The sequence below is a fragment of the Collinsella tanakaei genome (assembly GCF_016900375.1).
In the GTDB taxonomy this organism is placed as follows: domain Bacteria; phylum Actinomycetota; class Coriobacteriia; order Coriobacteriales; family Coriobacteriaceae; genus Collinsella.
Map to the genome: position 1 here is coordinate 1 of NZ_JACJKB010000010.1, position 24,990 is coordinate 24,990.

Sequence of the window (24,990 nt, forward strand, 5' to 3'; positions counted from 1 at the left end):
CCACCCCGTTGTCGCGCGGCACGAAGGCGTCGTGGTCGCGCGCGATCGAGCCGTCGGCCTCGGCCCAGTACCAGGCGTCGGTCGCGGGGTCGTAGAAGAACTTGGACTCGGCCGGCCCCCCGGCGTCGACCCAGCCCGCGGCGCCCGCGGGGGCGCAGGGCTCGCCGCCGGCGTCCACCCAGCCGGTGTAGGCGGGGCCGGCCTCGCCGGGATCCGGAAGCGCAAAGGCGGCGCCAGGGCATACCAAAGCCGCTGCGAGCGCAGCGCACACGGCGGCACGAGCGCCGATACACCCGTGAAGCATGTCGACCATACGTCCCCACTCCCATCCCGAAACAGATAACACGGTATGGATACACATCTTTTTAAGTTTAGCCAACCTCCCTCCCACCCCGTTGCGCAACATGCAAGTTCGGGGACAGGTCCCAAACTTTCACGGCGCCTAGCGGCAGGTGAAAGTTTGGGACCTGTCCTTGAACTTGCATGTTGCGCAACGTCTTTGACCTCAACGCTGATACATTGCTTTTCAACCCACTCATCGCGATTCACCCGGTGGTTACCATGAAGCTTCCTTTCAGGGCACTGCTGTGCACAGCGGGCATGTCGGCTGCGCTCGGCGTCCTCTCCCCCATCAGCGCGCTCGCTGCAACCGATGCGGCAGCGCAGCCAGCCGATACCCCCTCTGCCGAAATCCAGTTGGAAACCGAGGCCGAGCCCGAAATCAGCCTCCTAGGCGAGCAGGTCATCGACGGCCACTGGTGCTACATCGACGACGCCACGGGCCAAAAGGTGACCGGCATGATGCAGCTTCCGGGCAAAACCGTATACTACGGACCCGACGGCGCCATGCGCTACGGCCTGCAGGACGTGCCTGGCTTCGGCTTGCGATACTTCGATACGATCACGGGAGCCATGGCGACCAACTGCTGGGTCGCAACCGACACGGGCACCTACCGAGCCGGCTCCGACGGCGCCTTCCTCACCGGCGAGCAGGCGATCGACGGCGGCTGGTACTGGCTTGACCCCGATGCGGGCGGTGCCCGAGCCACCGGCTTCACCGATATCCCCGATAACCGACCGGGCAAGACGACCAAGACGGTCTTTTACGACGAGAACGGCCGCATGCAGTACGGCGAGCGCTGCGTCGACGGCCGCTGGTATCACTTCGAAGAGGTCTACGGCGAGATGTCGCGCGGCCTGACCGACCTGCCGGCCGGCAAGACCGTCTACTACGGCGACGACGGCGCGATGCGCTACGGCGCCCAGGACGTGCCCGGCCTCGGGCTGCGCTATTTCGACCGCATCACCGGTGCGCTTCTCACGAACACCTGGGGCGACCTGGGCGACGGCACGCTCCGCTTCTTCGATGGCACCGGCACCGCAACGGGCTATCTCCTTATCGCCGATGCGCAGGGCTCGTATCTGACCGATGAGTCTGGCGAGCGCCTGACCGGGATGCTGTCCATCGGCGGGACGCGTTTCTATGCCGACCCCGAAACGGGGAGGTTGGCATCAGGATGGATCACGGTCGACGGATCCACCTACTATGCCGACCCCTCTACCCACACGCTCATGACCGGCGAGGCCGTCGTCGACGGCTCGTGGCACCTGTTTGACGACAACGGCGCAATGCGGACCGGGTTCGTCACGCTCGGCGAGGGCGGAGGCGCAAAGACCGTCTACTACGGCGACGACGGCGCGATGCGCTACGGCGAGCAGGCGATCGACGGCCGCTGGTATTACTTCGACACGATCACCGGCAAGATGCGGGTCGGCTGGAAGTACCTGGAGAACGGTGACAAATGGGTCTGGTACGGCTCGGACGGCGCCATGCTCTACGGCAACCAGGTCGTCGACGACGGTCGCACGATCCACTTCGACATGAACACAGGTGCGGCCCAGATCCCGGTGACGGAGCGGCAGCGTCGCGTGGCCGACCAGGCGAAGCGCTGCGACACCTACGGCCTTTCCGGAGGTTGGTGCCAGGCGTGGATCTCACGCACCTACCGCCGCGCAGGCGAATCCGCCGACAGCCGGGCCTGCGCCTACGAGGCCATGCGCGCCTGGCGCGTCTCGACGAGCCGCGGCGGCATCCCCGTTGGCGCAACCGTCTACTCCAAGAGCCGCTCCGGCTCACACGGCTGGACCGATGGCGTCTACTACGAGGACTACGGCCACGTGGGCATCTATGTCGGAGGCGGCAAGGTCGCGAGCCTCATGTACGGATTGGTCTACCTGGAACCCGTCGAGGTCTGGACCGAATCGGACGGATACTTCGGCTGGGGCTGGAACGGCGGCATCGCGCTGTAGCCCCACTGCAGTCCCGCAAACGAAAGCGGGCGGACCGCAAGCGATCCGCCCGCTCATCACGATGAAGGTTTGGGACCTGTCCCCGAGCTTTCACTAGCGGCGTGCGCCGGTGACCTCGTCGAAGTGGATGTTCTGTCCGTCGACGACATGCCAGCCGTGCAGCATCTGGCCGTTGACCAGGTCGTAGTACACCTGACGGCCATCGGGCAGCGTGCGCCAGCCCTTGCACATGGCGCCGGTGATCGGGTCGAAGTAGTACCAACCGCCGTAGCGGAAGTCCTCGCCCTTGATCATCTCGCCGTTCTCGTTGTAGCGCACCCACTTGCCGCCGCTCGAGGGCAGGTAGGCGTCCTTGTTGAAGGCCATGGTGCCGTCGGAGTCGTACCAGCGCCACGCGCCGTCGACGAAGGCCTCCTTGGACTGGGCCATGACGCCGTTCTCCCAGAAGAAGCGCTCCGTCACGCCGTTGACCTCACGCGTCTCGGAGCCGTTCTTGCCGGCCTCGTACACGTAGCCCGCGCGCTCGCGCGCCTTCCATACGACCTCCTTGGCCGCAGGATCGGTCACGACGATCACGGTGCCGTGGCGGTTGGGGATGTCGCGGCCATCGAGGTTCTTGGTGGTGATGCGGTCGTTGCCCCACCAGCCGGACGCGAGGCTGTTCGAGCGCTGCACGAACGTGCCGGTCTTGCCGTCGGAGGCGCCCGCCGGATAGTCGGCGAGCTTATCGGTGTAGAGCCAGTACTGACCCTGGAACTTCACGAGCGAGGGGCCCTCATAGCCGGTGAGAGCGTTGCCGCAGACCTTCGTCCAGGCGGACGGGTCACTCACGCGGTTCATGTCGCGGATGCTCCAGATCTCGTTCGTGATGCCGTTGTTCTTGATGATGTAGTAGTAGACGCCGTTCTCCTCGTAGAAAGAGCCATCGATGCGGTTGGTACTGCCCTCGGGCAGGTTGATGCGCTGCGCAGTGCCGTAGTTCAGCCTCGGCTGGGCACCCGGGTTCGACTCGGGGTTCTGCGTGCCCGGCTCGAGGTAGTCGAGCTTCACGATGTAGGGGTACATCTGGTCGTTTTGCGGCTGGCCATGGTTCGCGCCGTAGTAGCCCGCGCTGAACGTGATGTAGACGTCGCCGTTGCTCGTCTGGAAGAACTCGGGCGCGACGATGTCGAAGTTCGAGGCGTTCGACGTCGGCGGAAGCTCCGAGAGCGCCACGTTCGACGAGCTGCCGCTGTTCGGGTACGCCCAGTTCACGAGGTCCTTGGAGTAGCCGATCATCGGGATGAACTTGCCGGGACACGACCTGTGGTCCGTATAGCCCGAGAGCATGTAGAACCAGCCGTTGTGGTAGATGATGCTCGGGTCGTGCAGGCACGCCACGTTATACGGCGTGTTGGGAATCCACGCCTGCGCGCCGTCGTTGGGCGTCGCGTCCTGGTACGCCACGCCGATCGACTGGAAGTTCTGGCCGTCGACCGAGGTGTAGAGCGTGTCGGTCTGGTCCTCCTCGCTGTTGAAGAACGCGGCGAGCAGGATGTCCGGGTACTCCTCGGCGAGCGCGGGAGCCGCCGGTGCCGCTACCGTGAGCGCCGCCACCGCGAGCGCGGCGCAGGTGCGACCCACCCGTCCTCGCAGGTTCTGGAGCTGTTTGAGCATGAGAACTCCTTCCTCTCACAATTAACCCAACACCTGTCAAGTATAGGGCGCCCATCGCGCACAAAATTGCGCAACTGTAAGCGGTGCGACCACCCGCGCCAGCGGCGCTGTCCATTAATAGACACCGCCCCCGTGTTCAAATTGTCCGCTTACGGATAATGGTCAACTGCGCTATACCAAGTTTCGCAAACGTGCGAGCACACTCGTGCCCATGGATACCTCGCCCTCACAGAAACTTTCCGATAACGTTCGCCGCGCCCGCGAGCGCTCCGGCCTGAACCAACGCGACTTCGCGTTGATGGTCGGGGTCAGCAGGCCCATCATCAGCGCGATCGAGCAGGGCAAGGAAATCAACATCAAGCTCACCACCCTCCATCGACTTGCCGAGGGCATTGGAGTCGAGCCCTGGGAGCTCCTCAAGTAGCCACATCTCCGCCGCACGTGCCGCGCCGCTCTGCCGCCGTTTTGCAGCCTTCGCGTGCACCTCGTGCAAATCCCGTGCAGCCATCTGCGTGTGCTACCATGACACTTCGACATAATCCCATCGATACGCTCGAGGAGTCAGCCCGTGGCGGATACCCTCACGACGCTTAAGGCAACCCATGCCAAGAGCGATTTCCAAAAAGATGTGTTCATCCTCAAGCAGCTCGTCGGCCGCGATTTCAAGCGCAAGTACCGTCGCAGCGTTCTCGGCGTGGTCTGGAGCGTCCTGAACCCGCTGCTCATGATGGTCGTCATGGCCATCGTCTTCTCGACGATCTTCGCGCAGGGCCGCAACGGCAGCGTGTCGCCCGAGCTCTACCCGCTCTACCTCATCGTCGGTAACGTCACGTTCTCGGTGATGTCCGACTCCACCTCGCAGGCGCTCATGTCGATCATCGACAACGCGTCGCTGCTCAAGAAGGTCAAGGTCCACCGCTTCGTGTTCCCGGTCCAGAAGGTCCTCTTCTCGCTTGTGAACTTCGGCTTCTCGCTCATCGCGGTCGCCATCGTCATGCTGTGGTTCCGCATCGTTCCCACCTGGCACCTCATCTGGCTGCCTGTGGGCCTGCTGTTCCTCATGCTGTTCTGCATGGGCATCGGCCTTCTGCTCTCGTCGCTCACGGTTTTCTTCCGCGACATCATGCACCTGTGGAGCGTCGTCATCACGGCGTGGACCTACTTCACGCCCATCTTCTGGACGGACGACTTCATCAAGCTCATGCACCCCGTCCTGCAGTTCTTCATGTACGGCAACCCCATGTACAACTACGTGAACTTCATGCGCCAGATCTTCCTGTGGCAGACGAACCCCGAGCCCGTGACCGTCATCATCTGCGCCGGCTGGGCGCTCGTCGCCTTCGCGGCGGGCTACACCGTGTTCCACAAGCTCGAGCACAAGTTCATCCTCTACATCTAAGGAATCCAAGGTACCCCCATGGCAAACATCACGAAGCAGGACGCCTCCGACTACGCCATCGAAGTCGACGACGTCACGATGATCTTCAACATGGCGTCCGAGACCCTGACGAACCTCAAGGAGTACTTCATCAAGATCATGCGCCACGAGCTCTTCTTCAAGGAGTTCCGCGCGCTCAAGAACATCTCGTTCAAGGTGCGCCGCGGCGAGATCGTGGGCCTCGTGGGCACGAACGGCTCCGGCAAGTCGACCATGCTCAAGATCATCGCCGGCGTGCTCGAGCCCAGCGAGGGCACCTGCACCGTGCACGGCAACATCTCGCCCCTCATCGAGCTGGGCGCGGGCTTCGATATGGAGCTCACCGCGCGCGAGAACATCTACCTGAACGGCGCGCTGCTGGGCTACACCAAGGAGTTCATCGACGACAACCTCCAGGGCATCATCGACTTCGCCGAGCTGCACGACTTCATGGACATGCCGCTCAAGAACTTCTCGTCGGGCATGGTCGCGCGCATCGCGTTCGCCATCGCCACGATCGCCGAGCCCGACATCCTGATTGTCGACGAGACCCTCTCGGTGGGCGACGTGTTCTTCCAGGAGAAGTGCGAGCGCCGCATCAAGCACTTCATCGAGAGCGGCAACGTCACGGTCCTGTTCGTGTCGCACTCCATCAAGCAGGTCGAGCGCATCTGCCAGCGTGCCGTCTGGATCGAGAAGGGCGACCTGCGCATGGACGGCCCGGTCGAGGAGGTCTGCGAGGCCTACCGCAACCAGTTCAACTAGGTTCCGCGCAGCGTGCCCGCCACAGCGCGTATCCATCCGCCCGCCTGTCAGCGCGACAGGTGGGCGGTTTTCGTTGCAGCCTCACCGGCCTCCGCGGTGCGGCTGCGACCGTTCGCCGCCCCGAACACGGCCAAGACAGCCACCTCCACAACCTCTCGACAGCTTTGGGCCATACTTTATATCGTTGTACACATATGCAAGGGTGCCGCAGGGGTTTTAGGGGACGGCACCGGAAGGCAGGTCCTTATGGTTCCCATGGAATATTCCGAACAGACCCTCAAGTACCTCAATCTGCTTTCTGAGCAGTTCCCCGATCAACGCGCCGTGTTCTCCGAGATCATCAACCTGCAGGCGATCCTCAACCTGCCCAAGGGCACCGAGCACTTCATGAGCGACCTACACGGCGAGTACGAGGCGTTCCTGCACATCCTGAACAACTGCTCCGGCGTCATCCGCGAGCACGTGGACGAGGACTTCGGAAACACGCTCACCGATCAGGAGAAGGGCGACCTGTGCACCCTGATCTACTACCCGCGCGAGAAGATCGAGCTCGTGCGCAGCGCCCGCCGCGACTCCCCCACCTGGTACAAGACGATGCTCGACCAGCTCATCACCGTCGCGCGCCGCCTGTCCAGCCGCTACACGCGCTCCAAGGTGCGCAAGGCCATCCCGCACGACTTCGCCTACATCATCGACGAGCTGCTGCACACGCATCCCGACGAGAACAACTACCGCGTGCGCTACCACGAGCGCATCATCGACTCCATCCTCGAGACCGACTCGACCGAGGACTTCATCTGCGCCCTCGCCGAGCTCATCAAGGTGCTTGCCGTCGACCACATCCATCTGGTGGGCGATATCTTCGACCGCGGCGGCGGTGCCGCCAAGATCATGGACCGGCTGCTGCGCTGCACGCATCAGCGCACCGACATCCAGTGGGGCAACCACGACGTGCTGTGGATGGGCGCAGCTGCCGGCGTGCCGGCGTGCATCGTCACCGTGCTGCGCAACAACCTGCGCTACAACAACTACGAGATCCTCGAGAACGACTACGGCATCTCGCTGCGCCAGCTCGTATCGTTCGCCGAGCGTACCTATCGCGCGGGCGAGCGCATCACCCCGCTCATGAAGGCCATCAACGTCCTGCTGTTCAAACTCGAGGGGCAGATCATCCAGCGCCACCCCGAGTTCGACATGGAGGACCGCCTGCTGCTCGACAAGATCGACCTCGAGGCGGGCACCGTCACGATCGGCGACACCACCTACGACCTCGTGACCTGCGACTTCCCCACCCTCGACCCCGAGCATCCCTACGAGCTCTCCCAAGCCGAGCAGCGCATCGTCGACAAGCTCGTCTACGAGTTCACGAACGCCGACCATCTGCAGCACCACATCAGCTTCCTGTACCGTCACGGATCGGTCTACCTCGTGCGCAACGGAAACCTGCTATTCCACGGCTGCGTGCCCATGAACGCCGACGGCACCTTCGCGAGCGTGAACTGCCTGGGCACCTGGCGCGCGGGCCGCGCCTATATGGACTTCTGCGACGATATCGCCCGTCGCGCTTGGCGCACGCGCGAGCCGGAGGCCATGGACTGGCTGTGGTACCTGTGGGTCGGGCACCGCTCGCCCATGTCGGGCCGCGTGGTGAAGACCTTCGAGCGCTCCTACATCGAGGACAAATCCGCCTGGGAGGAGCCGATGGATCCCTACTTCGAGCTCACCCGCGAGGCGCCCGCCTGCGACGCGATCATGCGCGAGTTCGGCCTCATCCCCGGTTTCGGCCATATCATCAACGGCCATACCCCCGTCAAGGCGATTCAGGGCGAGTCGCCGCTGCGCGCCGAGGGGCGCCTGGTCGTCATCGACGGCGGCTTCTGCCAGGCCTACCACCCCAAGACCGGCATCGCGGGATACACGCTGATCGCGAGCTCGCGCGGCGTGCGTCTGAAGGCGCACGAGGCGTTCAAGAGCGTCGAGGAGGCCCTCACCCGCAACGCCGACATCCAGAGCGAGACCACCTACATCGATGTCGCCGAGCGGCGCGTCATGGTGTCCGACACCGACACCGGCCAGGAGATCCGCGCGCAGATCAACGACCTGCGCCAGCTGCTCGAGGCCTATCGCGCGGGCATCATCACGGAGCACAAGCGCGGATAGCGTCCCTTGCGCCTGCGCGACCGGATAATTCCCAAAAGCGGCCGTCCCCGAGGCGGCCGCTTTGCTACAATGGCTCACCGCTGCATGCGAAAAACGTACAACGAAAGGTCGATCAGCCGTGCGGAACCTGATAGCCCAGATCATGAAATTCGGTGTCGTCGGCATCCTGGCCACGCTACTCGACTATGTCGTCATGATCGTCTTGACCGAGGTCTTCGGCGTGCCGCCCGTGGCGTCGTCCACCATCTCGTTCTCCATCTCCGTGGTGTTCAACTACCTCGCGAGCATGCGCTATGTGTTCAGCCACCGCGAGGGCATGAGCCGTCGGCGCGAGTTCATCATCTTCCTCGTGCTGTCCATCATCGGCCTCGGCATCAATGCCGCCCTCATGTGGGTGGGCACCGAGCTTGCGGGCATCGACTACCGTATCGTCAAGCTCTTCGCCACCGCCGTCGTCATGGTGTGGAACTTCGTGAGCCGCAAGGTCCTGCTCGACGGCAGCGGCAACTCCGGACGATAGGCGCGAGCCCTGCCTCGCTGCCGCGGCGAGGCCTTGATGAATATGGATACCATCTGCAGTTTTGTTAAATCGACGCGGTACCCTTACCATCTTCAAACCCAACGCGTAGAGTAATGGTTCACTGTTCGAGGGACACCTCGATTCCCGTCCGCCGAGGAGGCATTGCGTGCACAACGTGCTCCAAAAACCCGATGCGAAGCAGTTCGCCAAGTTCGCGCTGGTCGGCTTCGCTTCCCTCGCGGTCGACTACGCGATGCTCATCGCGCTCGTGGAGCTGTTCCACGCCGACTTCCTCATCGCGACCTCCGTCTCGTTCATCGCATCGGTCGTGGTGAACTACTTCCTGAGCGTCAAGTTCGTGTTCGGCCGTCGCGACGACATGTCGCGCAAGCGCGAGTTCACGATCTTCGCCGTGCTCTCCGCTATCGGCCTCGGCCTCACCGACCTCTTCATGTTCGTGGGCGTCGCCTTCCTGAGCATCGGCTACCAGCTCATGAAGCTCATCTCCACCTTCATGGTCACCTGGTACAACTACTTCAGCCGCAAGCGCTTCCTGAGCGGATCCCACGCGTAAACGGGAGCCTATCTTCTGATTGATTCAGGCCGTTCGTCTTCTGGCGAGCGGCTTTTTCTTTACCGGGCCACCCTTGACGAACCCGCGGCTTAACCCTCAAGGTGAACTTGAAACTCCAAGATATCTCGACAACTCACCGAAAGGCCTGTTCACACGTATCCTGAACCTTCAAGTTGACCCTTAAGGAGGTCTAAGGTTCAAGTAGAGGTCTAAACCATGTCGTATAATCGACCGCGGATAAAACCCAACGTTCCCGGGATCGAGTATGCAGAGTCATCGCAACAGTATTCACATGCTTGCGCAGAAGCCGGCGCGCATCATCACCTGCGCCGCCCTTGCTGTCGCCTTCGCGGCTGCGCCCACCTTCTCCCCTGCCACCGCCTATGCCGACTCCAGCGCGGCCGAGGCACGTCTCGAGCAGACGCGCCAGCAGGTCGAGCAGGCGACCCAGGCCTATGATCAGGCACAGGGCAATGTGGACAACCTGCAGGCGCTCATCGATTCCGACAGCGCTGACATCGCGGCCATCGAGGAGCAGCTTCCCGCCCAGCGCGAGCGCGCCGCCGAGGCCATGCGCACCCAGTATAAGTACCAGAAGAGCTCGAACGGGCTGCTCGGCGTCGTGCTGGGCATCTCCACGCTCGACGATGCCATCTCGACGCTCGCCTACATGGACCAGATCCAGGAGGCGACCACCGAGGAGATCGACCGCCTGCGCGACATGGAGGCGGAGCTCGAGGAAAAGAAGGCCGAGCTCGTCCAGGCGAAGAGCCAGGCCGAGACCGAACGCCAGAAGGCCGCCGACGCCCTTGCCGAGGCGACGCGCCTGCGCAGCGAGGCTCAGGCAGACGCCGAGCGCGAGGCCGCAGAGCAGCTTGCCCTGCTTGCCAACCAGACCGCGCCCGCCGCGGGTGAAGGCGTCGACGGCGGCAACGCCGAGAACACCGCCAACCAGGGCAGCCAGACCGTCTCGACCGTCATGGCCGGCGGCGCGGTCGACTGGGGCCTCTCCGAGCAGGACTTCGTTGCCACCTGGACCGCCCGCATCGATGCCTACCTCGAAGGCAGCCCCCTTGCCGGCTACGGCGCCGTGTTCGCCCAGGCGGCGTGGGACAACAGCCTCGACCCGCGCTTCTCCCCCGCCATCGCCTGCACCGAGAGCACGAAGGGCACCTACTGCTTCCGCGACTACAACGCATGGGGCTGGATGACGAGCCGCACCTTCAGCAGCTGGGAGGAGTCCATCACCGCGCACGTGGCGTTCCTCAGCGCCAACTACGGCCCGACGCTCACGCCCGAGGGCGCTCAGCGCTACTGCCCGCCCACCTGGCAGGACTGGTACAGCACCGTCGCCTCCCAGATGAACATAATCTAGGGTTCGCCTCGAGTCGATATCGCAACCCGTACGCCCGCTCCCCAGGAGCGGGCGTTTTCATGACAGTTAGGACGGGGCCCAGTGTCATACTTTTTCGCTTCGGTCTGACTTTAGCGAAAACATGACAGTGGGCCCCGTCCTAACTGTCATATCTACAGCAGGCCGGCCGCCATGCCGATGATCGTGACGCCGAGGATGCACGCGAACGAGATGCCGATATAGAGCAGGAGCTGCCGCATAAGCGGTACGCGGGCAAGCGTGGGAAACCGCTCGAACAGCCGGCGCTTATCGAGCAACAAGTAGGCCGCGCCTCCGAACACAGCGAGGGCGGCCGCGCCGTATTCCAGCAGCAGGAACCATAGAGGAAACGCGCTGTCGTGCTCGTTGGGAAAGAGCACGGCGGCAAAGCACACAACGAAGAAAAATGCGTAGACGATCAGCACGAGGATGTTCCAGGCGCGCCCAACCGACTGCGGAACGCGGCGGGCCAAAAAGCGCATCGCTCGGGCGATAATACCATCGCGCTCGGCGCCTGTGCGAGCCGGCGGCCGCACCCCATGCGCCGCGGCCGTGCTCATCGAGGCCTGCGTTAAAGCGATTCCTAGACCATACGAGCTGAAGCTCGACCCATCATCCCGCCTTGCATTGCTCCCCGAATACGGCTCATGGCTCAACGCATCAACCTGCTCAGACGCCGCTACCTGCGAAGCCGAGCGATTTGCACCCGCCAGGACAAACGCATGCTTGAGCTCGCGGGCGCCCGCATGGCGCGCTGCAGGATCGAACGCCGTGGCGCGCGTGATGATCTTCGCGTAGCTCGCGGGAACACCCAGCCGCTCGAGTGCGAATTCGTCCGACGAGACCGCAGGCTCGCTGCCTGTTAAACAGAACAGCAGCAGCTTGCCCAGGGCGTACACATCGCTGCGCTCGTCGGTCTGCTTGAAGCCGAACTGCTCGGGCGGCGCATAGGCCTTGGTGCCGAAATGCGTCGTGTCGGCCTCGGCGCCCTCGTGCCAGCTGCGCGCGATGCCGAAGTCGATGACCACCGGCTCCTCGCCGCGCACGATGATATTCGACGGCTTGAGATCGCGATGGATAAGCGGGTGCGGCAGACGCTCGTGAAGCTCCGCCACCGCGTCGCACATCGGAGGAAACAGGCTGCGGGCGAGCGCCTCCGATCCGCCCCGCGCGGCAACGGCATCTTCCAGGGTGGGGCCTGCAATGAACTCGAGAACGACCGTGAGCTCATCGCCCGCGCGCACGCAGTCGATGATACGCGGTGCGTAGCGCAGCATCACGCCGCGCTGCTGCGCCTCCCACAGCTCCTCATAGGCGGTTCCCACACCGGCTGAGCAGTCGATGCGCTTGCGCACAAAGGGGCCGAGCGCTCCCCCGCGAGCGCCCTCGAACTCAACGAGATCGGTCGTCTCGAAGTCGGACTGTTTGAGCGTACGCACGACGCTCCAGCTGTCCGCGCGTTCGCACGCGGACAGAAAAGCATCGAGGCGCTCGGGTGCTATGCGATCTGTCGTGCCGTTGGTATCCATAGCTGTCATAGTACCAGCGCGTGCGGACAGATTCGCGCCGATCCCGACATCGGACGCCGGCGCCGCCGACGCGCTCTGCCCCTAGCAGATGGTCTCCTCGCCCAGGCGATAGAGCTCCTCGTTGACCTTTTGCAGCGAGCAGCCGTGGTCGATGCAGAAGATGATGATGGCGTCGCGCCGGCTCTTGCAGGTCAGCGCCGCCACACCCGCAGCAGTAAGGGCCCGGTTCGTCTCGCGCAGCGAAAGCGCCATGGCGAAGGCGATCTGCAGCACCTTGTTGCGGCTGGGATTGCGCGCGCCCGTGAAGATCTGGTACCCGAAGGTCTCGTTTAAATCGGCCATGCGCACCACCCGGGCGCGCTCGAGGTTCTTCTTCTGGAGCAGCTGCTGCAGGTACTCGGACAGGGTGCAGGCGGGAAACTCGCGCCCGTCGACAAACGAATCGATATCGGGAGCCTCGAGCAACTCGTGGAGGACCTCTTCGGTCAGCCGCTCTGTCATGGGTTCGACCCCCGTCCCTTCAGGACAGCACGGCGTCGTCGCCTTTCTGCGCCCCGACCATATGCGCAGACCGGAATACACGACGCCGCACTGATATAACCTACAACACTTCCGACACCTACAAGGTGTCAGTTTTGAGATTACGTTACCGCGTCTTTACAAACATCATAACGAGCTTGGGGTTTTGACAGGCTAGAAACCCGTTACCTCGACGCGCTCCCAGCTCCCGATCTCCTCAGGGGCCTTCAGCGTTCCCGCCTCGAACTTCCACGTGCCCCCGGCCTTCAGGTTGGTCGTGTTGGCGTAAGCGTTGCCGATCTGAGCGCCGTCGGCATCGTAGATGACGTACTCCACCGAGACGTACGACTTCTCGGAACCGGTGTTGTTCGTCAGCGTGCCGGTGATGGTCGCTGAATAGGGGTTCTCGGTATTCAGCGTCTCGTCGGAGATCGTGAAGGGCTCAGGCTCGGGAGCTGCCTGCTGCTGCTCCGTCGTCGCGGCCTGCCCCTGCGCGGATGCCTGCTGGGCGTCGCCGCCCGACGACCCCTTCCCTCCCATTGCGCCTACCGCGCCGATCACCACGAGCACGACAACCACGATGAGGATGATCTTGCCGATGGGCTTCTTGCCTTCTTTAGCCATGATGAAATCACTTCCGTTCCCTTAGCGATGGGGCTATCCCCCTTGATTCCTGCATGGTAGGAAAACGAAAAGCGAATAACATTAGCTGCGAGCTATGAAAGTTTGAAAGTTTGGGGACAGGTCCCAAACTTTCACGGGCCGCAGCCAGGGCGCACGGCCATGTTTGTGCTCAGTAAAATACCTGACGATAGACAGATGAACCGCCTTCCATCTCTCGGAGCACTCGTCCCCTAAGAGATGGAAAGCGGTTCATAAGCACCCAATGAGGGCAAGGCCGAAAACCCGGCACAGCGCCCTTTCGTACGTGCGCGGGGTTATGCGTATTCGCGATTACGGCGTGAAACCGGGATTGCCGCACTCGCCCACGTTGGGATCATCGTCATGGACCTTGTAAAACTTGCAGGTGCTGAAGCAGGCGCAAAAGCCATGTCCGCACTTATCGACCCCGGGGCGAACGGTTCGCGTACCCTTGCAGGCACCACCTGCAACGGAGCCGAGTTCATCGTCAGCGATCTCCTGCATGCCCTCGCCGTGAAGACGCTCGAACAGACGCTCGGCATCGCCGTCAGCAAGTTCGATACCTGCATCCTGGGCGAGCTGGGCGATCTCTTCGGCGCTCTGTGCGCTCAAAGCCAGCTCTTGCAGCTTGTTTACGGTCTCTGACATGGCTTGCCTCTTTTGAATCGCGTACCATCCGTTTCTAGCGCAATCATAAAACGTCCGATACCGCGCCGGTACACCCGGTCGACATAGAAAATGAGTAGGAGCGAACAGGCGACTTTGCGCATGCAAGTTAGGGGACAGGTCCCAAACGTTCAAAGGCACGTGCGCTTGGCTGACTTGAAGCCTCAAGAGGGGGGGGGCTGGTACCAAATCCGCGACTTTTGAGAGGGTAATCGTCCAAGTGACGCTGTGTCGCTTATCGAAATGTATCAACCACGCTCGCTATGCGGCGTATTTCCAACTTGATTGCATAACACCGAACCCGCTTCGCGCTCAGATCAGCCCACCATTCTGGTGAGATATCTCAAAAGTCGCGGATTTGGTACACCGTTATGAGCCAACCCCCTGATCAGCCTTGAAACGCCCTCGCTGACCGGGCTTCAGCGCAAAGCACGGGATCAAAGCGGCGCTCATGCAGCCAAGACAACGGGCGCTTGGTCTCACGAGCGCCAGCCACCTGTGAAAGTTTGGGGCCTGTCCCCTAACTTTCACTCGCAGTCGTTAATGCAGCGATAGGGCACGCCACCTGCACTGTTAAGCACCTGGGGAACCTTCTCGAGGTAGCCATCGTGGAAGAAGAGGCATTTCGCCTTGTCGGCGGCGAGAAACTCACCAGAAAGCGTGCAGGCGATGGCGCGGCAGCCACCAAGGCACAGGCGCCAGTAGGGGCACGCGGCGCACCGCTCGTTGCGCTCGAGCACCTTCGAAACGGGCGTCGTCACGCACTCAAGGTAGGTGCCCTCGATCAGATACTCGTGCAACGGCCTCTCCTTCACGTTGCCGAGGCTGATGCCGTGCGCAGCAAACCAGCCAGACAGCTGGTTGCAGGGAGACAGCTCGCCGGTGTGCGACACGGCGATCGTGCCACGCGCGCCCTTGCAGACGGGCACGTTGTCGCGGTATCGCTCGCACGAACCCTGCACGGGATGCACGCCGTACCAACGTCCGCGCGGGTTGAAGTACGCGAACTGCCACACGTCTACCACGATGCGCATGTCGCTCGCCGCAACGCGCGCCATAAGCTCGAGCATCGCGTCGTAGTACTCCTTGATGTCCAGGCACATTCCGTGGGCGTTCTCCTCCCAGCGCGGTGCCTCGCTCGTGCGGATGATGCGGATCTCCTCGACGCCGAGGTCGTCGAGCCATTTCACCGTGTCGTACATGCAATCGAGGTTTCCGCGGTGGACGTTCGTCTGCGCGCGGGTGCGGAAGCCCTTCGCGTGGCAGAGCTCGAAGGCGCGGCGGGCAAGCTCCTCGGCACCCGGCCGGTTCCTCAGCCAATCATGGTGCCCCACGCCGTCGTAGCTGATCTTGATCTCGGGGCTGAGCCCGAGCTCATGGAACTCGTCGAGCATCGCCTCGGTGATGAAGCTGCCATTCGTATTGATTTCGGAAAGCGTCAGATGGCGCCGTGCGATCTCGCGGCAGATATCCATGAAGTGCGGATGGAGCGTCGGCTCGCCACCCGTGAGCGTGACGGCTTGGATGCCGCAGCCCTCGATCTCGTCGAGCAGCGCCAGGCACTCATCCCACGTGAACTCCTCCATCATGGGCGCGTTGTCCGCCGCCATGAAGCAATGCAGGCAGTTGAAGTTGCACTTGCCCGTAATCGACCAGTTGATATGGGGGAAGTACCGATTGGAAAACAGGCGCAGGCGCTGCCAGTCGTCGATCCCGTCGCCCGGCTCGCACTCCTCCACAAGACCGCGTGCCATAAGGTCGCGAAGCGTCGGCGAATCCTCCACGTCGTGCTCGCCATCGCACGCGAGCATCACAAAGAACTCCTCCGGCGAAAGGCCACGTGCCTCGCGGATGCCGTCGACGTAGTACGCGCGTGGCACGAGCTTCCAGCTGCGCAGCGCTATGCAGTCGTTCAACCTGCAGTACATGTGGCGTCCTTTCGAATGCAGCCTGTCGCCCCAAACATCATAGACGAGGCACGAGATCAATTACGATTGTCTGCTGCAAATCCCCGATCCGTCCCACGCGGACATCGTATAGTACGTGCAATCGGCACCGCACCAGGCCACATCGCCCCATATGCACCGTTGCCCCTTGTTCACGGGCATGTCGGATCTGCGGCAGCCGCCCGCGACGCCCTCAAGCTCATCATCGGAGAGCCTCTCCGCACCCTCGCCATGGAGGTGCTCGTACAGTCCCTTCACCTCATCTTCCGTCAGGGTAAAGCCCGCCCCCTCGGCGATACCGGCAAGCTCTTCGACACTTTGCGCCTTGAGTGCCAGCTCGTAGAGCCCCCTCGCGATCTTCTCCATACTGCTCCCCTTTCAGCCTCGCGCAGCGCGTCTATGGCAGCTCCGGCGGGCGCCTGGGCAGCCGCGGCGCAAAGGAGGCTCGGTCGGAAGGTGAAAGCAGGCACGCGGTCGATTGCATGCCGCATCTTGCGAACATCATATCGAGAGATCCGCTGCGGCATTACATCCGATTGCTTCGAATAATGGGTATGGTTCGTGAAAGTTTGGGGCCTGTCCCCAAACTTTCACGCTGGGCAGCCTCATAGCAGAAGGAAGGGGCCCGGATTATCTCCGAGCCCCTTCCAAAGCATTGCCGGCAGGATGCTTATTTCGACCCTGCTCCACGGTCAGACGCAGAATCTTTAACGCTCCTCGTGGTACCCGGCCCTTTCCGCACGAATGCGAACGTCACACTCCCTGCAGAAATGAGGCGGCTCGGACATCATGGATGTCTCGCAAATGTAGTCAGCCCCGCAGTTGGAGCACTTGACGTGCCAGAGCTGACCCACGAGCTTACCTCCCGACACCTGGGAGAGGTCATCGCTATCCAGGCGCTCGACACCTTCGGGCACGCGCTTGTCGTCTGTCATTGCTGCCTCCTTCGCTGCAACTGCTTTGCTCCGTTCCCGGCCTGCCAACCGGGGTATGCGCCTCTTGACACGTTTATTGTGGCATGGCCGCATCCCGAGCGGGCGAGCACCTCGCGCCCCAAAGCCCCCGTTCGCGACAGGCCGTCCGACGGCTTCGGAGATGAAAGTTTTGGGGCCTGTCCCCTAACTTTCATCACAGGTCGCGGGCGCCGATTATATTCGCCATGAAATTCTTACCCCCGCACATCCTGCAGTGAACTGCCTCCCATTTCTTGGACAAAGTAATAAAGTCCGAGAGATGGGAGGCCTTCTCATGCCGATCGACCTTAGATGCAGGCACGACCGCGAGGTCAGGGAGCTCGCCGCTGACATGTTCGAGTCCGGGCGGGGCTACCGCTCCGCCGCCAAGGCCCTTGGCGTCCCCGCCGAGGCTGTGAGAAACTGGCTGAAGACGTACCGCGCGATCGGAAGGGACGGGCTTCTGGCCATGGGAGGGCAGCGCGCCAGATACGACTACGAGACCAAGGTCGCCGCGGCGAGCGCCGTGGTCGACGGGGGCATGCCCAAGCCCGAGGCGATGGAGCGCTTCGGCATCGCGAGCGCCACGCCGCTGAAGCGGTGGTGCAGGCTGTACCGCGAGGGCGGGGCCGAGGCCCTGAGGCCGAAGCCCAGGGGCAGGCCCAGGGGATCGGGCGCGAAGGCGGCCCCGAAGACCCGCGAGGAGGAGCTCGAGGAGCGCGTGCGCAAGCTCGAGGCGCAGGTGGCGTATCTAAAAAAATCGATAGCCCTGAAGGCGGAGCTGCGCTCCCGAACCGGGAGAAGGCCCTAGCGGTCGCCGAGCTTTCAGGGCGTGGCCACAAGCTGTCCGACCTGCTGGAGTGCGCCGGACTCGCCAGGTCGTCGTACCACTACGCGCTCGCGCACCCGAGGAGGCCGACCAGGCCCGAGCTGCGCGGGAGGGTCGCCGAGATCTTCGGCCGGCTCCCCAACGGCGTCGGCCACCGCCAGATCGCCATGGAGCTGCGCGCCGTCGACGGGGAGCGCATAGCGGACAAGACGGTGCTCAAGATGATGCGCGAGATGGGACTCAGGTGCGGCATCCGCCGCGAGACCGACTATCACAGGTACAACTCCTATAAGGGCGAGGTCGGCGAGACCTTCGGGAACGTCATCGGCCGCGACTTCGAGGCCGACGGCCCGTGGCAGAAGATGGGCACCGACGTCACCGAGTTCAAGCTCTCCTTCGGCAAGGCCTACCTCGCGCCGGCGTACGACTTCGGCAGCAAGGAGATCGTCGCCTGGTCGGTCTCGGAGCACCCCGACCTCGCGCAGCAGGAGGAGATGCTCGCCATGCTCGTCGCCGCGAAGCCGAGGGGCAAAGAGCCCATACTGCACTCCGACATGGGCTGGCAGTACCAGCACGCGTCCTACGTGGAGAGGCTCAGGGAGAACGGCTTCATCCAGAGCATGTCGCGCAAGGGCAACTGCATCGACAACGGCGCGACCGAGCAGGTCTTCGGCCATATCAAGGACGAGTTCTTCCGAGGGCGCGACTGGGGCGACTTCGAGTCGTTCAAGCGCGACCTCGAAGAGTACATCGTCCACTGGAACACGAGAAGACGCCAGGTGAAGCTGAAGGGCCTGACCCCGGTCGAGTTCCGGGAGCAGGCCCTCCGGGAGGCCGCCTAGCGGTTATGATTAATCACATCCAAGTTTTGGGGCGCAGTTCATTTGGGGCCTGTCCCCAAACTTTCACTCCATCAGGACCAGCCTCTTGTAGACCGAAAGGCCGCGCAGCAGCACGCGCTCGTCGAACATGAACGTATCCCCGTGCAGGGCGCAGGTCGCATAGCCGAGGTCGCCGCAATCCGCATCAGCGATGCCATCGGCGACGGGCGCGCCCACGCCCAGCAGGAAGAAAACACCGGGCAGATGCCGCTGGTAGAACGCGAAGTCCTCTGCGATCAGCAGGGGCTCCTCCACCAGCGTAAGCTCCGGCAGCACGTCGGCCGCCTTCGAATACAGCACCGAATCGTTCGTCACCGGAGGATACCCCTCGGCGAAATCGACCTCACCGGTGCAGCCGCACGAGGTGCACGACTCATCGAGCAGCGCACGGATCTCGTCCTTCGCCCGCTCGAACATGCTGTCCGTGAACACGCGCAGGCTTCCGGCCAGGCGCGCCTCCCCCGCCACGGCGTTGCACACGGTGCCTGCCTCGAGCTGCCCGAACTGGCAGATCACAGGCTCCTCCTGGGCAAGCTTGCGCATAAGCCAGCGCTCGCTCACCATGAAGCGCGCGGCAGCCAGCGCGGCATCATGGCTGTCCGTGTCCGACACGCCGTACGTCTTGGCGATATGCGTGCTTTGCCCGTGGATGGAGATATGCGTCTCGCTCGAGCGCGCCAGCAGCGGGCCGGGGCGCGACGCCACCGTACCCCACGGCAGGTCGGGCCACACATGGAAGCCGAAGATGCGCTCGACCGCACAGCGCTCGAACACGCCGCTTTCGCACACGCGCTTCGCACCGCCGGTCGTCTCCTCGGCGGGTTGAAAGACGAAGAGCACGTTTCGCGGGAGCGCCCCCGGGCGCTCGCGCACGATGCCGTCGACCCACACGGCAGCAGCAAGGGCCATCGCCATATGCGCATCGTGACCGCAGGCGTGCATGTGCCCCTCGTGCTCGGAGGCAAACGGCGCACCCGTATTCTCGCTGATAGGCAGGGCGTCCATGTCGGCTCGGATCGCCATCGTGCGGGCGCACCCCGCATCGAACAGCGCGCAGATGCAGCTCGCGCTCGGTGAGAACACCTCGCACGAGAGCTGCTCGAGCACACCGCGCAGGTAGCGCTTGGTCTGCGGAAGGTCGTAGTCGAGCTCCGGGATGCGATGCAGATCGCGCCGATAGCGCGCCAGCAGCTCCAGATCCTGTTCGGTCACATCCGGCATCAAGTTCATCTGCCCATCCTCTCCCACGGTTTTCAAAAGTATAGCCTCCCCGCCCCTCGTCACCACGCTTGCCTCTCTGGGGACGTAGCCGGGAGGCCAACCGGCCCGCGGCGGCGGGTGTCCGGAAACATCTCCGTCCTGAAAGTGGACACGTTACAGATGTGTATCGCCGCAGCGTTCACTCTTGTTCGGTAAAGCCCGTTCGTGATAGCATTCCTCCAATCGATAGAGGTAGCGGGCGCGAAGATGCGCGGGCGAGCCGGCAGGCATCGACCCCGCGCGGGGGCAATCCCGCCGAACTCGGCCGCCGGGCGCGGCGGAACCGGGTGGGACCGCAGGAAACACCTGCGGGACTGTCTGCAGGGTCTGCAGGAGAGCTATCAAGGAGGCAGCACGTGCCAGCCAAGCACCCCTTTGTGACAAAAGACCAGCTCGTCACGATCGCCGAGCACTATCCGACCCCGTTTCACCTGTACGACGAGGCCGGCATCCGCGCGAACGTGGAAGCCGTGCTCGACGCGTTCAGCTGGAACCCGGGCTTCAAGGAGTATTTCGCCGTCAAGGCGAATCCCAACCCGCGGCTCATCTCCATCCTCGCCGAGTACGGCTGCGGCTGCGACTGCTCGAGCGACACCGAGCTCATGATCTGCGATGCGCTCGACATCCGCGGTTCCGACATCATGTTCTCGTCGAACGACACGCCCGCCGACGACTTCCGCTTCGCACGCGAGCTCGGGGCCATCGTGAACTTCGACGACATCACGCACATCGAGTTCTTCGAGCGCGTCGCGGGACCCATCCCCAAGACGGTGAGCTGCCGCTTCAACCCCGGCGGCCTGTTCCAGCTTGCCAACGGCATCATGGACAACCCGGGCGATTCCAAGTACGGCATGACGCGCGAGCAGCTCTTCGAGGCCTACCGCATGCTCGTCGACCGCGGCGCGGAGAATCTCGGGCTGCACGCCTTCCTCGCCAGCAACACGGTCACGAACGACTACTACCCCGCGCTCGCCCGCATCCTGTTCGAGCTCGCCGTCGACCTCGCGCGCGAGACCGGCGCGCACATCGGCTTCATCAACCTCTCGGGCGGCGTGGGCATCCCCTACCGCCCCGACCAGGTGCCCAACGACATCCACGCCATCGGCGAGGGCGTGCGCCGCGCCTTCGAGGAGGTGCTCGTGCCGGCGGGCATGGGAGATGTGGCCCTCTGCGCCGAGATGGGCCGCTTCATGATGGGTCCCTACGGATGCCTGGTCACGCGCGCCATCCACGAGAAGCATATCTACAAGGACTACGTCGGCGTCGACGCCAACGCGTGCGACCTGATCCGCCCCGCCATGTACGACGCCTATCATCACATCACCGTGATGGGCCAGGCGGGCGGCCCCGACAAGAGCGGTCTGCCTGCCACGAGAACCTACGACATCGTGGGCAACCTCTGCGAGAACAACGACAAGTTCGCCCACGACCGCGCGCTTCCGCAGGTGGATATCGGCGATTTGCTCGTGATCCACGACACCGGGGCGCACGGCTACTCGATGGGCTACAACTACAACGGGCGCCTGCGTCACGCCGAGGTCCTGCTGCGCACCGACGGCAGCTGCGAGCTCATCCGCCGCGCCGAGACCGCAGCCGACTACTTCGCGACCCTCGACATCACCGACACGGGCCGCGCCCTCATCGCGCGCGCGGCGCGCACATCCTAAGGCAAGGAGGCCGAACATGGACATCCGCAACCTCGAGGGCTCGATCGTCGCCCTCATCACCCCCTTCGACAGCGACGGCAACGTCGACTTCGACGCGCTCGGCCGACTGGTCGATTTCCAGCTCGAAGCCGGCACCGACGCGCTGCTGCCGCTCGGCACCACCGGCGAGAGCTCCACGATGACGCACGAGGAGGACGACGCCGTCGTGTCGTTCGTGGTCGAGCGCGTGGCCGGCCGCGTGCCCATCATCGCCGGATCGGGCTCCAACTGCACGCAGACGATGCTCGAGAAGAGCCTCTCCTACCAGCGCCTGGGCGTCGACGGCCTGCTGCTCATCACGCCCTACTACAACAAGAGCAACGAGGAGGGTATCTACCGCCACTTCGCCACCGTGCTCGACGCGGTCGACGTGCCCTGCATCCTGTACAACGTGCCCGGCCGCACGGGCTGCTCCATCAGCGTCTCCAACGTCGAGCGCCTGGCCGCGCATCCCAACGCGCTGGGCATCAAGGAGGCGAGCGGCTCGATCGTCTACGCGAGCGACATCGCGCACGTGATCGGCCCCGACTTCAAGATGTTCTCCGGCAACGACGACATGGTCGTGCCGCTCATGAGCCTCGGCGCCTCGGGCGTGATCTCGGTGTGGGCGAACGTGCAGCCCGCCCTGGTGCGCGAGATGACCCACGCGTTTTTGGATGGCGATCTGGCGCGCGCACGCCAGATCCAGCTGGAGGGGCTGCCGCTCGTGCACGCCCTGTTCTCCGAGGTGAACCCCATCCCCGTCAAGGAGGCCTGCGCGCAGATGGGCCTGTGCGACGCCAACTACCGCCTGCCGCTCGTGCCCATGGCCGACGGCAACCGCGAGAAGCTCGTGTCGACGATGAAGGAGGCTGGTCTCGTTGATTAGCATAGCCATCATGGGAGCGGGCCGCATGGGCTCGCTCATCCGCACGACCGCCGAAGCCGCGCGCGGCGTGGACGGCGAGCCTGCATTCGAGGTCGTGGCGCAGGTCGGCTTCGACCTCGCCGCGGTAGACGACGCCCCTGCCGCCGACGTGCTCATCGACTTCTCCAACGTCGCCTGCCTGCCGGCGGTCGTCTCCTATGTGCGCCGCTGCGACTGCGCGCTCGTGAGCGGCACCACCGGCTACACATCCGAGCAGCTCGACGAGCTGCGCGCCCTCGGTGCGGACGTACCGGTCGTGTGGTCGGGCAACTACTCCATCGGCGTGGCGGCGCTCAGGCACCTCACGGCACAGGCGACCCGCGAGCTCCCCGGCTTCGACGTCGAGATCGTCGAGACCCATCACAACCAGAAGGCCGACGCCCCCTCAGGCACGGCCGCCATGCTGCTCGATGCCGTCATCGACGCGCATGAGGGCATGGGGTACCACCCGGTCTACGGCCGCGAGGGCATGTGTGGCGCCCGAGACGAGCACGAGATCGGCATGCACTCGCTGCGCGGCGGCACGGTCGCCGGCGTGCACACGGTTTCGTTTTTCGGCACCGACGAGGAGGTCTCGCTCACGCACCGCGCGACGAACCGCCAGATCTTTGTGAACGGCGCCCTTGCCGCCGCAAAGAGGCTGCTTGCCCGCGAAGCCGGCTTCTACACCTTCGACGACATCATGTTCGCATGAAAGTTTGGGGACAGGTCCCAAACTTTCAGCTAGAGAAAGGACGCGTGTGAACGCTCAGGAAATCATCGACTTCATCGCCTCGGCGGAAAAGAAGACGCCGGTCAAGCTCTACGTGCACGAGGCGGCGGGCGCCCAGATCGATTGGGGAGCCGCCCATGTGTACGGCACGCCCGAGGGACGCATCGTCTTCGGCGACTGGAAGGAGCTCGCCGCGATCATCGAGGCGCATGCGGACGACATCGTCTGCCTCGATATCGAGAACGACTGCCGCAACTCCGCCGTGCCGCTGCTTGACCTGAAGGGCGTCAACGCGCGCATCGAGCCGGGCGCCATCATCCGCGACCAGGTCGAGATCGGCGACAACGCCGTCATCATGATGGGTGCCATCATCAATATCGGCGCACGCATCGGCGCGGGATCCATGATCGACATGGGCGCTGTGCTGGGCGGCCGTGCCACCGTGGGCAAGAACTGCCATATCGGCGCCGGCACCGTGCTCGCCGGCGTCATCGAGCCCGCAAGCGCCACGCCGGTCATCATCGACGACAACGTCATGATCGGCGCGAACGCCGTCGTGCTCGAGGGCATACACGTCGGCGAGGGCGCGGTCGTGGCGGCAGGCGCCGTCTGTGTCGAGGACGTTCCCGCCGGCGCCGTCGTCGCCGGCGTGCCCGCGCGCGTCATCAAGCAGCGCGACGAGAAGACTGACAGCAAGACCGGCCTCGAGGAGGCCCTGCGCACGCTGTAGCGTCCACACATCACAGCAGCCCATCCCCCTTATGCGGCGGCCGCGCTCCCAATCAAGGCAGCGCGGCCGCCGTTTTTGCTGCCGCTGCATGGGCGTTTCGCGGAATCTTCCGCCGCATCGCCTTCGATCATGTTCGTAAACCCGCATATGCTCAAGCTGGCACCTCACCGGTTGGACGCGCATATGCATACGGTCGGATATCGGCTCGAGACCTCGCTAAAACCGGTTGCATCGCCGGGTGTACCCTCTCGCCTACCGTCGGGCGCTTGCCGCCCGAACACTTTTGCGTTACAAAAGTAGGTGAGCACCATGGATCGCGTCATCGTCCATCCGAGAGTCACGCAGCGGCACCCATCGATTACCGAGGAGGACGTGCTGCATGCGTGGAATCAAGCAGTCCGTATCTCCTGGCGCGGAATATCCGCGCCTGACCAGTATGTAGCAGTTGGAATCGACCGGCGCAATCGCCTCATTGAGATGGTTGCAGCCGAAACGGAAGCAGGAGATTGGATGATATACCACGCAATGACCCCGCCTTCTAAGCGCACATACTTAGAGCTGGGCATTCGCTGGATATAAGGGGGTTCCTATCAATGGAGTACAAGCTGAAATCCGGCAAGATCGTCACCGACGAGATGCTCGAGAAGGACGCCGAGATGTTCGAGCGCGGCGAATGGCCCGAAGGCGACTGGATTCCCGTCGTCATGGGTCGCCCGCCCCTCAGCAGCACCGAGGAGAGCATCACCGTCACCTTCCGCATGCCGCGCTCGCGCGCCCTAGCCTGCGCCGCGATCGCCGCGCGCCACGGAATGACCCGCTCGCAGTTTATCCGTGAGGCCATCGACCGCGCCATCGACGAGGAGATTCTGCATCAGGCGGAATAGGGCACGGCAGGGCACTCGCCGCCAGCACCGA

At 63.6% G+C, this 24,990-nt stretch carries 25 protein-coding genes; 15 read left to right on the forward strand and 10 right to left on the reverse strand.

The window, feature by feature from the left end; all coding sequences use genetic code 11:
- On the reverse strand, positions 1-313 hold a 313-nt coding region (locus H6A16_RS06965; RefSeq protein WP_204617528.1), incomplete at its 3' end, for a hypothetical protein.
- 248 nt (positions 314-561) lie between these two features.
- On the opposite strand from H6A16_RS06965, the gene H6A16_RS06970 reads away from it, so the two are divergent.
- Positions 562-2,310 (forward strand): N-acetylmuramoyl-L-alanine amidase family protein, encoded by a 1,749-nt coding sequence (locus H6A16_RS06970; protein WP_204617530.1) that lies wholly within the window; start codon positions 562-564, stop codon positions 2,308-2,310.
- A 93-nt stretch (positions 2,311-2,403) separates the two neighbouring features.
- On the opposite strand, the gene H6A16_RS06975 is transcribed toward H6A16_RS06970, so the two are convergent.
- Positions 2,404-3,966 carry a hypothetical protein gene (locus H6A16_RS06975; RefSeq protein WP_204617532.1) on the reverse strand — a complete coding sequence of 521 codons (1,563 nt, stop codon included), beginning with the start codon at positions 3,964-3,966 and terminating at the stop codon, positions 2,404-2,406.
- A 211-nt stretch (positions 3,967-4,177) separates the two neighbouring features.
- On the opposite strand from H6A16_RS06975, the gene H6A16_RS06980 reads away from it, so the two are divergent.
- The 7 genes from H6A16_RS06980 to H6A16_RS07010 all read left to right on the forward strand — a co-directional run bounded on the left by H6A16_RS06980 (position 4,178) and on the right by H6A16_RS07010 (position 10,777).
- Positions 4,178-4,390 carry a helix-turn-helix domain-containing protein gene (locus H6A16_RS06980; protein ID WP_204617534.1) on the forward strand — a complete coding sequence of 71 codons (213 nt, stop codon included), beginning with the start codon at positions 4,178-4,180 and terminating at the stop codon, positions 4,388-4,390.
- Between the two features lie 144 nt (positions 4,391-4,534).
- Entirely contained in the window at positions 4,535-5,365 is an 831-nt protein-coding gene (locus H6A16_RS06985; RefSeq protein WP_204617537.1) for an ABC transporter permease, read from the forward strand.
- A gap of 18 nt (positions 5,366-5,383) precedes the next feature.
- Positions 5,384-6,148: an ABC transporter ATP-binding protein gene (locus H6A16_RS06990; RefSeq protein WP_204617539.1), complete on the forward strand. Its 765-nt coding sequence runs from the start codon at positions 5,384-5,386 to the stop codon at positions 6,146-6,148.
- A 246-nt stretch (positions 6,149-6,394) separates the two neighbouring features.
- A complete protein-coding gene (locus tag H6A16_RS06995) occupies positions 6,395-8,308 on the forward strand; it encodes a fructose-1,6-bisphosphatase (protein ID WP_204617541.1) in 1,914 nt (637 codons plus the stop codon).
- Between the two features lie 118 nt (positions 8,309-8,426).
- Entirely contained in the window at positions 8,427-8,828 is a 402-nt protein-coding gene (locus H6A16_RS07000; RefSeq protein WP_204617543.1) for a GtrA family protein, read from the forward strand.
- 166 nt (positions 8,829-8,994) lie between these two features.
- Positions 8,995-9,402, forward strand: coding sequence for a GtrA family protein (locus tag H6A16_RS07005; protein ID WP_204617545.1), 408 nt, complete (start codon positions 8,995-8,997; stop codon positions 9,400-9,402).
- 292 nt (positions 9,403-9,694) lie between these two features.
- A complete protein-coding gene (locus tag H6A16_RS07010) occupies positions 9,695-10,777 on the forward strand; it encodes a coiled-coil domain-containing protein (protein WP_204617547.1) in 1,083 nt (360 codons plus the stop codon).
- A gap of 152 nt (positions 10,778-10,929) precedes the next feature.
- Here the strand turns inward: H6A16_RS07010 and H6A16_RS07015 are convergent, their stop codons facing one another.
- The 7 genes from H6A16_RS07015 to H6A16_RS07045 all read right to left on the reverse strand — a co-directional run bounded on the left by H6A16_RS07015 (position 10,930) and on the right by H6A16_RS07045 (position 17,032).
- Complete coding sequence (locus tag H6A16_RS07015; RefSeq protein ID WP_204617549.1) at positions 10,930-12,333, reverse strand: serine/threonine protein kinase; 1,404 nt, start codon at positions 12,331-12,333, stop codon at positions 10,930-10,932.
- Between the two features lie 72 nt (positions 12,334-12,405).
- Positions 12,406-12,825: an XRE family transcriptional regulator gene (locus tag H6A16_RS07020; RefSeq protein WP_204617551.1), complete on the reverse strand. Its 420-nt coding sequence runs from the start codon at positions 12,823-12,825 to the stop codon at positions 12,406-12,408.
- Positions 12,826-13,017: 192 nt separating this feature from the next.
- Positions 13,018-13,467, reverse strand: coding sequence for an FxLYD domain-containing protein (locus H6A16_RS07025; protein WP_204617554.1), 450 nt, complete (start codon positions 13,465-13,467; stop codon positions 13,018-13,020).
- Positions 13,468-13,797: 330 nt separating this feature from the next.
- On the reverse strand, positions 13,798-14,133 hold the full coding sequence (locus H6A16_RS07030) for a hypothetical protein (protein WP_204617556.1): 336 nt from the start codon (positions 14,131-14,133) through the stop codon (positions 13,798-13,800).
- 545 nt (positions 14,134-14,678) lie between these two features.
- Positions 14,679-16,079 (reverse strand): radical SAM/SPASM domain-containing protein, encoded by a 1,401-nt coding sequence (locus tag H6A16_RS07035; protein WP_204617559.1) that lies wholly within the window; start codon positions 16,077-16,079, stop codon positions 14,679-14,681.
- Between the two features lie 60 nt (positions 16,080-16,139).
- Complete coding sequence (locus H6A16_RS07040; protein ID WP_204617561.1) at positions 16,140-16,463, reverse strand: Nif11-like leader peptide family RiPP precursor; 324 nt, start codon at positions 16,461-16,463, stop codon at positions 16,140-16,142.
- A 341-nt stretch (positions 16,464-16,804) separates the two neighbouring features.
- On the reverse strand, positions 16,805-17,032 hold the full coding sequence (locus H6A16_RS07045) for a hypothetical protein (protein WP_204617563.1): 228 nt from the start codon (positions 17,030-17,032) through the stop codon (positions 16,805-16,807).
- A 313-nt stretch (positions 17,033-17,345) separates the two neighbouring features.
- Between H6A16_RS07045 and H6A16_RS07050 the strand changes: the two genes are divergently transcribed.
- Both H6A16_RS07050 and H6A16_RS07055 read left to right on the forward strand, forming a co-directional pair.
- Positions 17,346-17,861: a helix-turn-helix domain-containing protein gene (locus tag H6A16_RS07050; RefSeq protein ID WP_204617565.1), complete on the forward strand. Its 516-nt coding sequence runs from the start codon at positions 17,346-17,348 to the stop codon at positions 17,859-17,861.
- Positions 17,862-17,893: 32 nt separating this feature from the next.
- Complete coding sequence (locus H6A16_RS07055) at positions 17,894-18,721, forward strand: IS3 family transposase (protein WP_239458271.1); 828 nt, start codon at positions 17,894-17,896, stop codon at positions 18,719-18,721.
- 63 nt (positions 18,722-18,784) lie between these two features.
- On the opposite strand, the gene H6A16_RS07060 is transcribed toward H6A16_RS07055, so the two are convergent.
- On the reverse strand, positions 18,785-19,990 hold the full coding sequence (locus tag H6A16_RS07060) for an amidohydrolase (RefSeq protein WP_204617567.1): 1,206 nt from the start codon (positions 19,988-19,990) through the stop codon (positions 18,785-18,787).
- A 386-nt stretch (positions 19,991-20,376) separates the two neighbouring features.
- Between H6A16_RS07060 and H6A16_RS07065 the strand changes: the two genes are divergently transcribed.
- From H6A16_RS07065 to H6A16_RS07085, 5 genes are all read left to right on the forward strand, one after another.
- On the forward strand, positions 20,377-21,687 hold the full coding sequence (locus H6A16_RS07065; RefSeq protein ID WP_342589730.1) for a diaminopimelate decarboxylase: 1,311 nt from the start codon (positions 20,377-20,379) through the stop codon (positions 21,685-21,687).
- 16 nt (positions 21,688-21,703) lie between these two features.
- Complete coding sequence (gene dapA, locus H6A16_RS07070; RefSeq protein WP_204617569.1) at positions 21,704-22,594, forward strand: 4-hydroxy-tetrahydrodipicolinate synthase; 891 nt, start codon at positions 21,704-21,706, stop codon at positions 22,592-22,594.
- Positions 22,587-23,327: a 4-hydroxy-tetrahydrodipicolinate reductase gene (dapB, locus tag H6A16_RS07075; protein WP_239458265.1), complete on the forward strand. Its 741-nt coding sequence runs from the start codon at positions 22,587-22,589 to the stop codon at positions 23,325-23,327. The genes dapA and dapB overlap by 8 nt, the downstream gene beginning before the upstream one ends.
- A 46-nt stretch (positions 23,328-23,373) precedes the next feature.
- Complete coding sequence (gene dapD / locus H6A16_RS07080) at positions 23,374-24,075, forward strand: 2,3,4,5-tetrahydropyridine-2,6-dicarboxylate N-acetyltransferase (protein WP_204617571.1); 702 nt, start codon at positions 23,374-23,376, stop codon at positions 24,073-24,075.
- A gap of 593 nt (positions 24,076-24,668) precedes the next feature.
- Positions 24,669-24,959, forward strand: a complete 291-nt coding sequence (locus H6A16_RS07085; RefSeq protein ID WP_204617573.1) for a hypothetical protein — start codon at positions 24,669-24,671, stop codon at positions 24,957-24,959.
- The last annotated feature ends 31 nt before the right edge of the window (positions 24,960-24,990 follow it).

Excerpts from the sequence above, each read along its gene's own strand:
- H6A16_RS06970 (WP_204617530.1), top strand. The coding sequence starts at position 562 with ATGAAGCTTCCTTTCAGGGCACTGCTGTGCACAGCGGGCATGTCGGCT.
- H6A16_RS06975 (WP_204617532.1), bottom strand. The coding sequence starts at position 3,966 with ATGCTCAAACAGCTCCAGAACCTGCGAGGACGGGTGGGTCGCACCTGC.
- H6A16_RS06980 (WP_204617534.1), top strand. The coding sequence starts at position 4,178 with ATGGATACCTCGCCCTCACAGAAACTTTCCGATAACGTTCGCCGCGCC.
- H6A16_RS06990 (WP_204617539.1), top strand. The coding sequence starts at position 5,384 with ATGGCAAACATCACGAAGCAGGACGCCTCCGACTACGCCATCGAAGTC.
- H6A16_RS06995 (WP_204617541.1), top strand. The coding sequence starts at position 6,395 with ATGGTTCCCATGGAATATTCCGAACAGACCCTCAAGTACCTCAATCTG.
- H6A16_RS07010 (WP_204617547.1), top strand. The coding sequence starts at position 9,695 with ATGCTTGCGCAGAAGCCGGCGCGCATCATCACCTGCGCCGCCCTTGCT.
- H6A16_RS07015 (WP_204617549.1), bottom strand. The coding sequence starts at position 12,333 with ATGACAGCTATGGATACCAACGGCACGACAGATCGCATAGCACCCGAG.
- H6A16_RS07020 (WP_204617551.1), bottom strand. The coding sequence starts at position 12,825 with ATGACAGAGCGGCTGACCGAAGAGGTCCTCCACGAGTTGCTCGAGGCT.
- H6A16_RS07025 (WP_204617554.1), bottom strand. The coding sequence starts at position 13,467 with ATGGCTAAAGAAGGCAAGAAGCCCATCGGCAAGATCATCCTCATCGTG.
- H6A16_RS07030 (WP_204617556.1), bottom strand. The coding sequence starts at position 14,133 with ATGTCAGAGACCGTAAACAAGCTGCAAGAGCTGGCTTTGAGCGCACAG.
- H6A16_RS07035 (WP_204617559.1), bottom strand. The coding sequence starts at position 16,079 with ATGTACTGCAGGTTGAACGACTGCATAGCGCTGCGCAGCTGGAAGCTC.
- H6A16_RS07040 (WP_204617561.1), bottom strand. The coding sequence starts at position 16,463 with ATGGAGAAGATCGCGAGGGGGCTCTACGAGCTGGCACTCAAGGCGCAA.
- H6A16_RS07045 (WP_204617563.1), bottom strand. The coding sequence starts at position 17,032 with ATGACAGACGACAAGCGCGTGCCCGAAGGTGTCGAGCGCCTGGATAGC.
- H6A16_RS07050 (WP_204617565.1), top strand. The coding sequence starts at position 17,346 with ATGCCGATCGACCTTAGATGCAGGCACGACCGCGAGGTCAGGGAGCTC.
- H6A16_RS07060 (WP_204617567.1), bottom strand. The coding sequence starts at position 19,990 with ATGAACTTGATGCCGGATGTGACCGAACAGGATCTGGAGCTGCTGGCG.
- dapA (WP_204617569.1), top strand. The coding sequence starts at position 21,704 with ATGGACATCCGCAACCTCGAGGGCTCGATCGTCGCCCTCATCACCCCC.
- H6A16_RS07085 (WP_204617573.1), top strand. The coding sequence starts at position 24,669 with ATGGAGTACAAGCTGAAATCCGGCAAGATCGTCACCGACGAGATGCTC.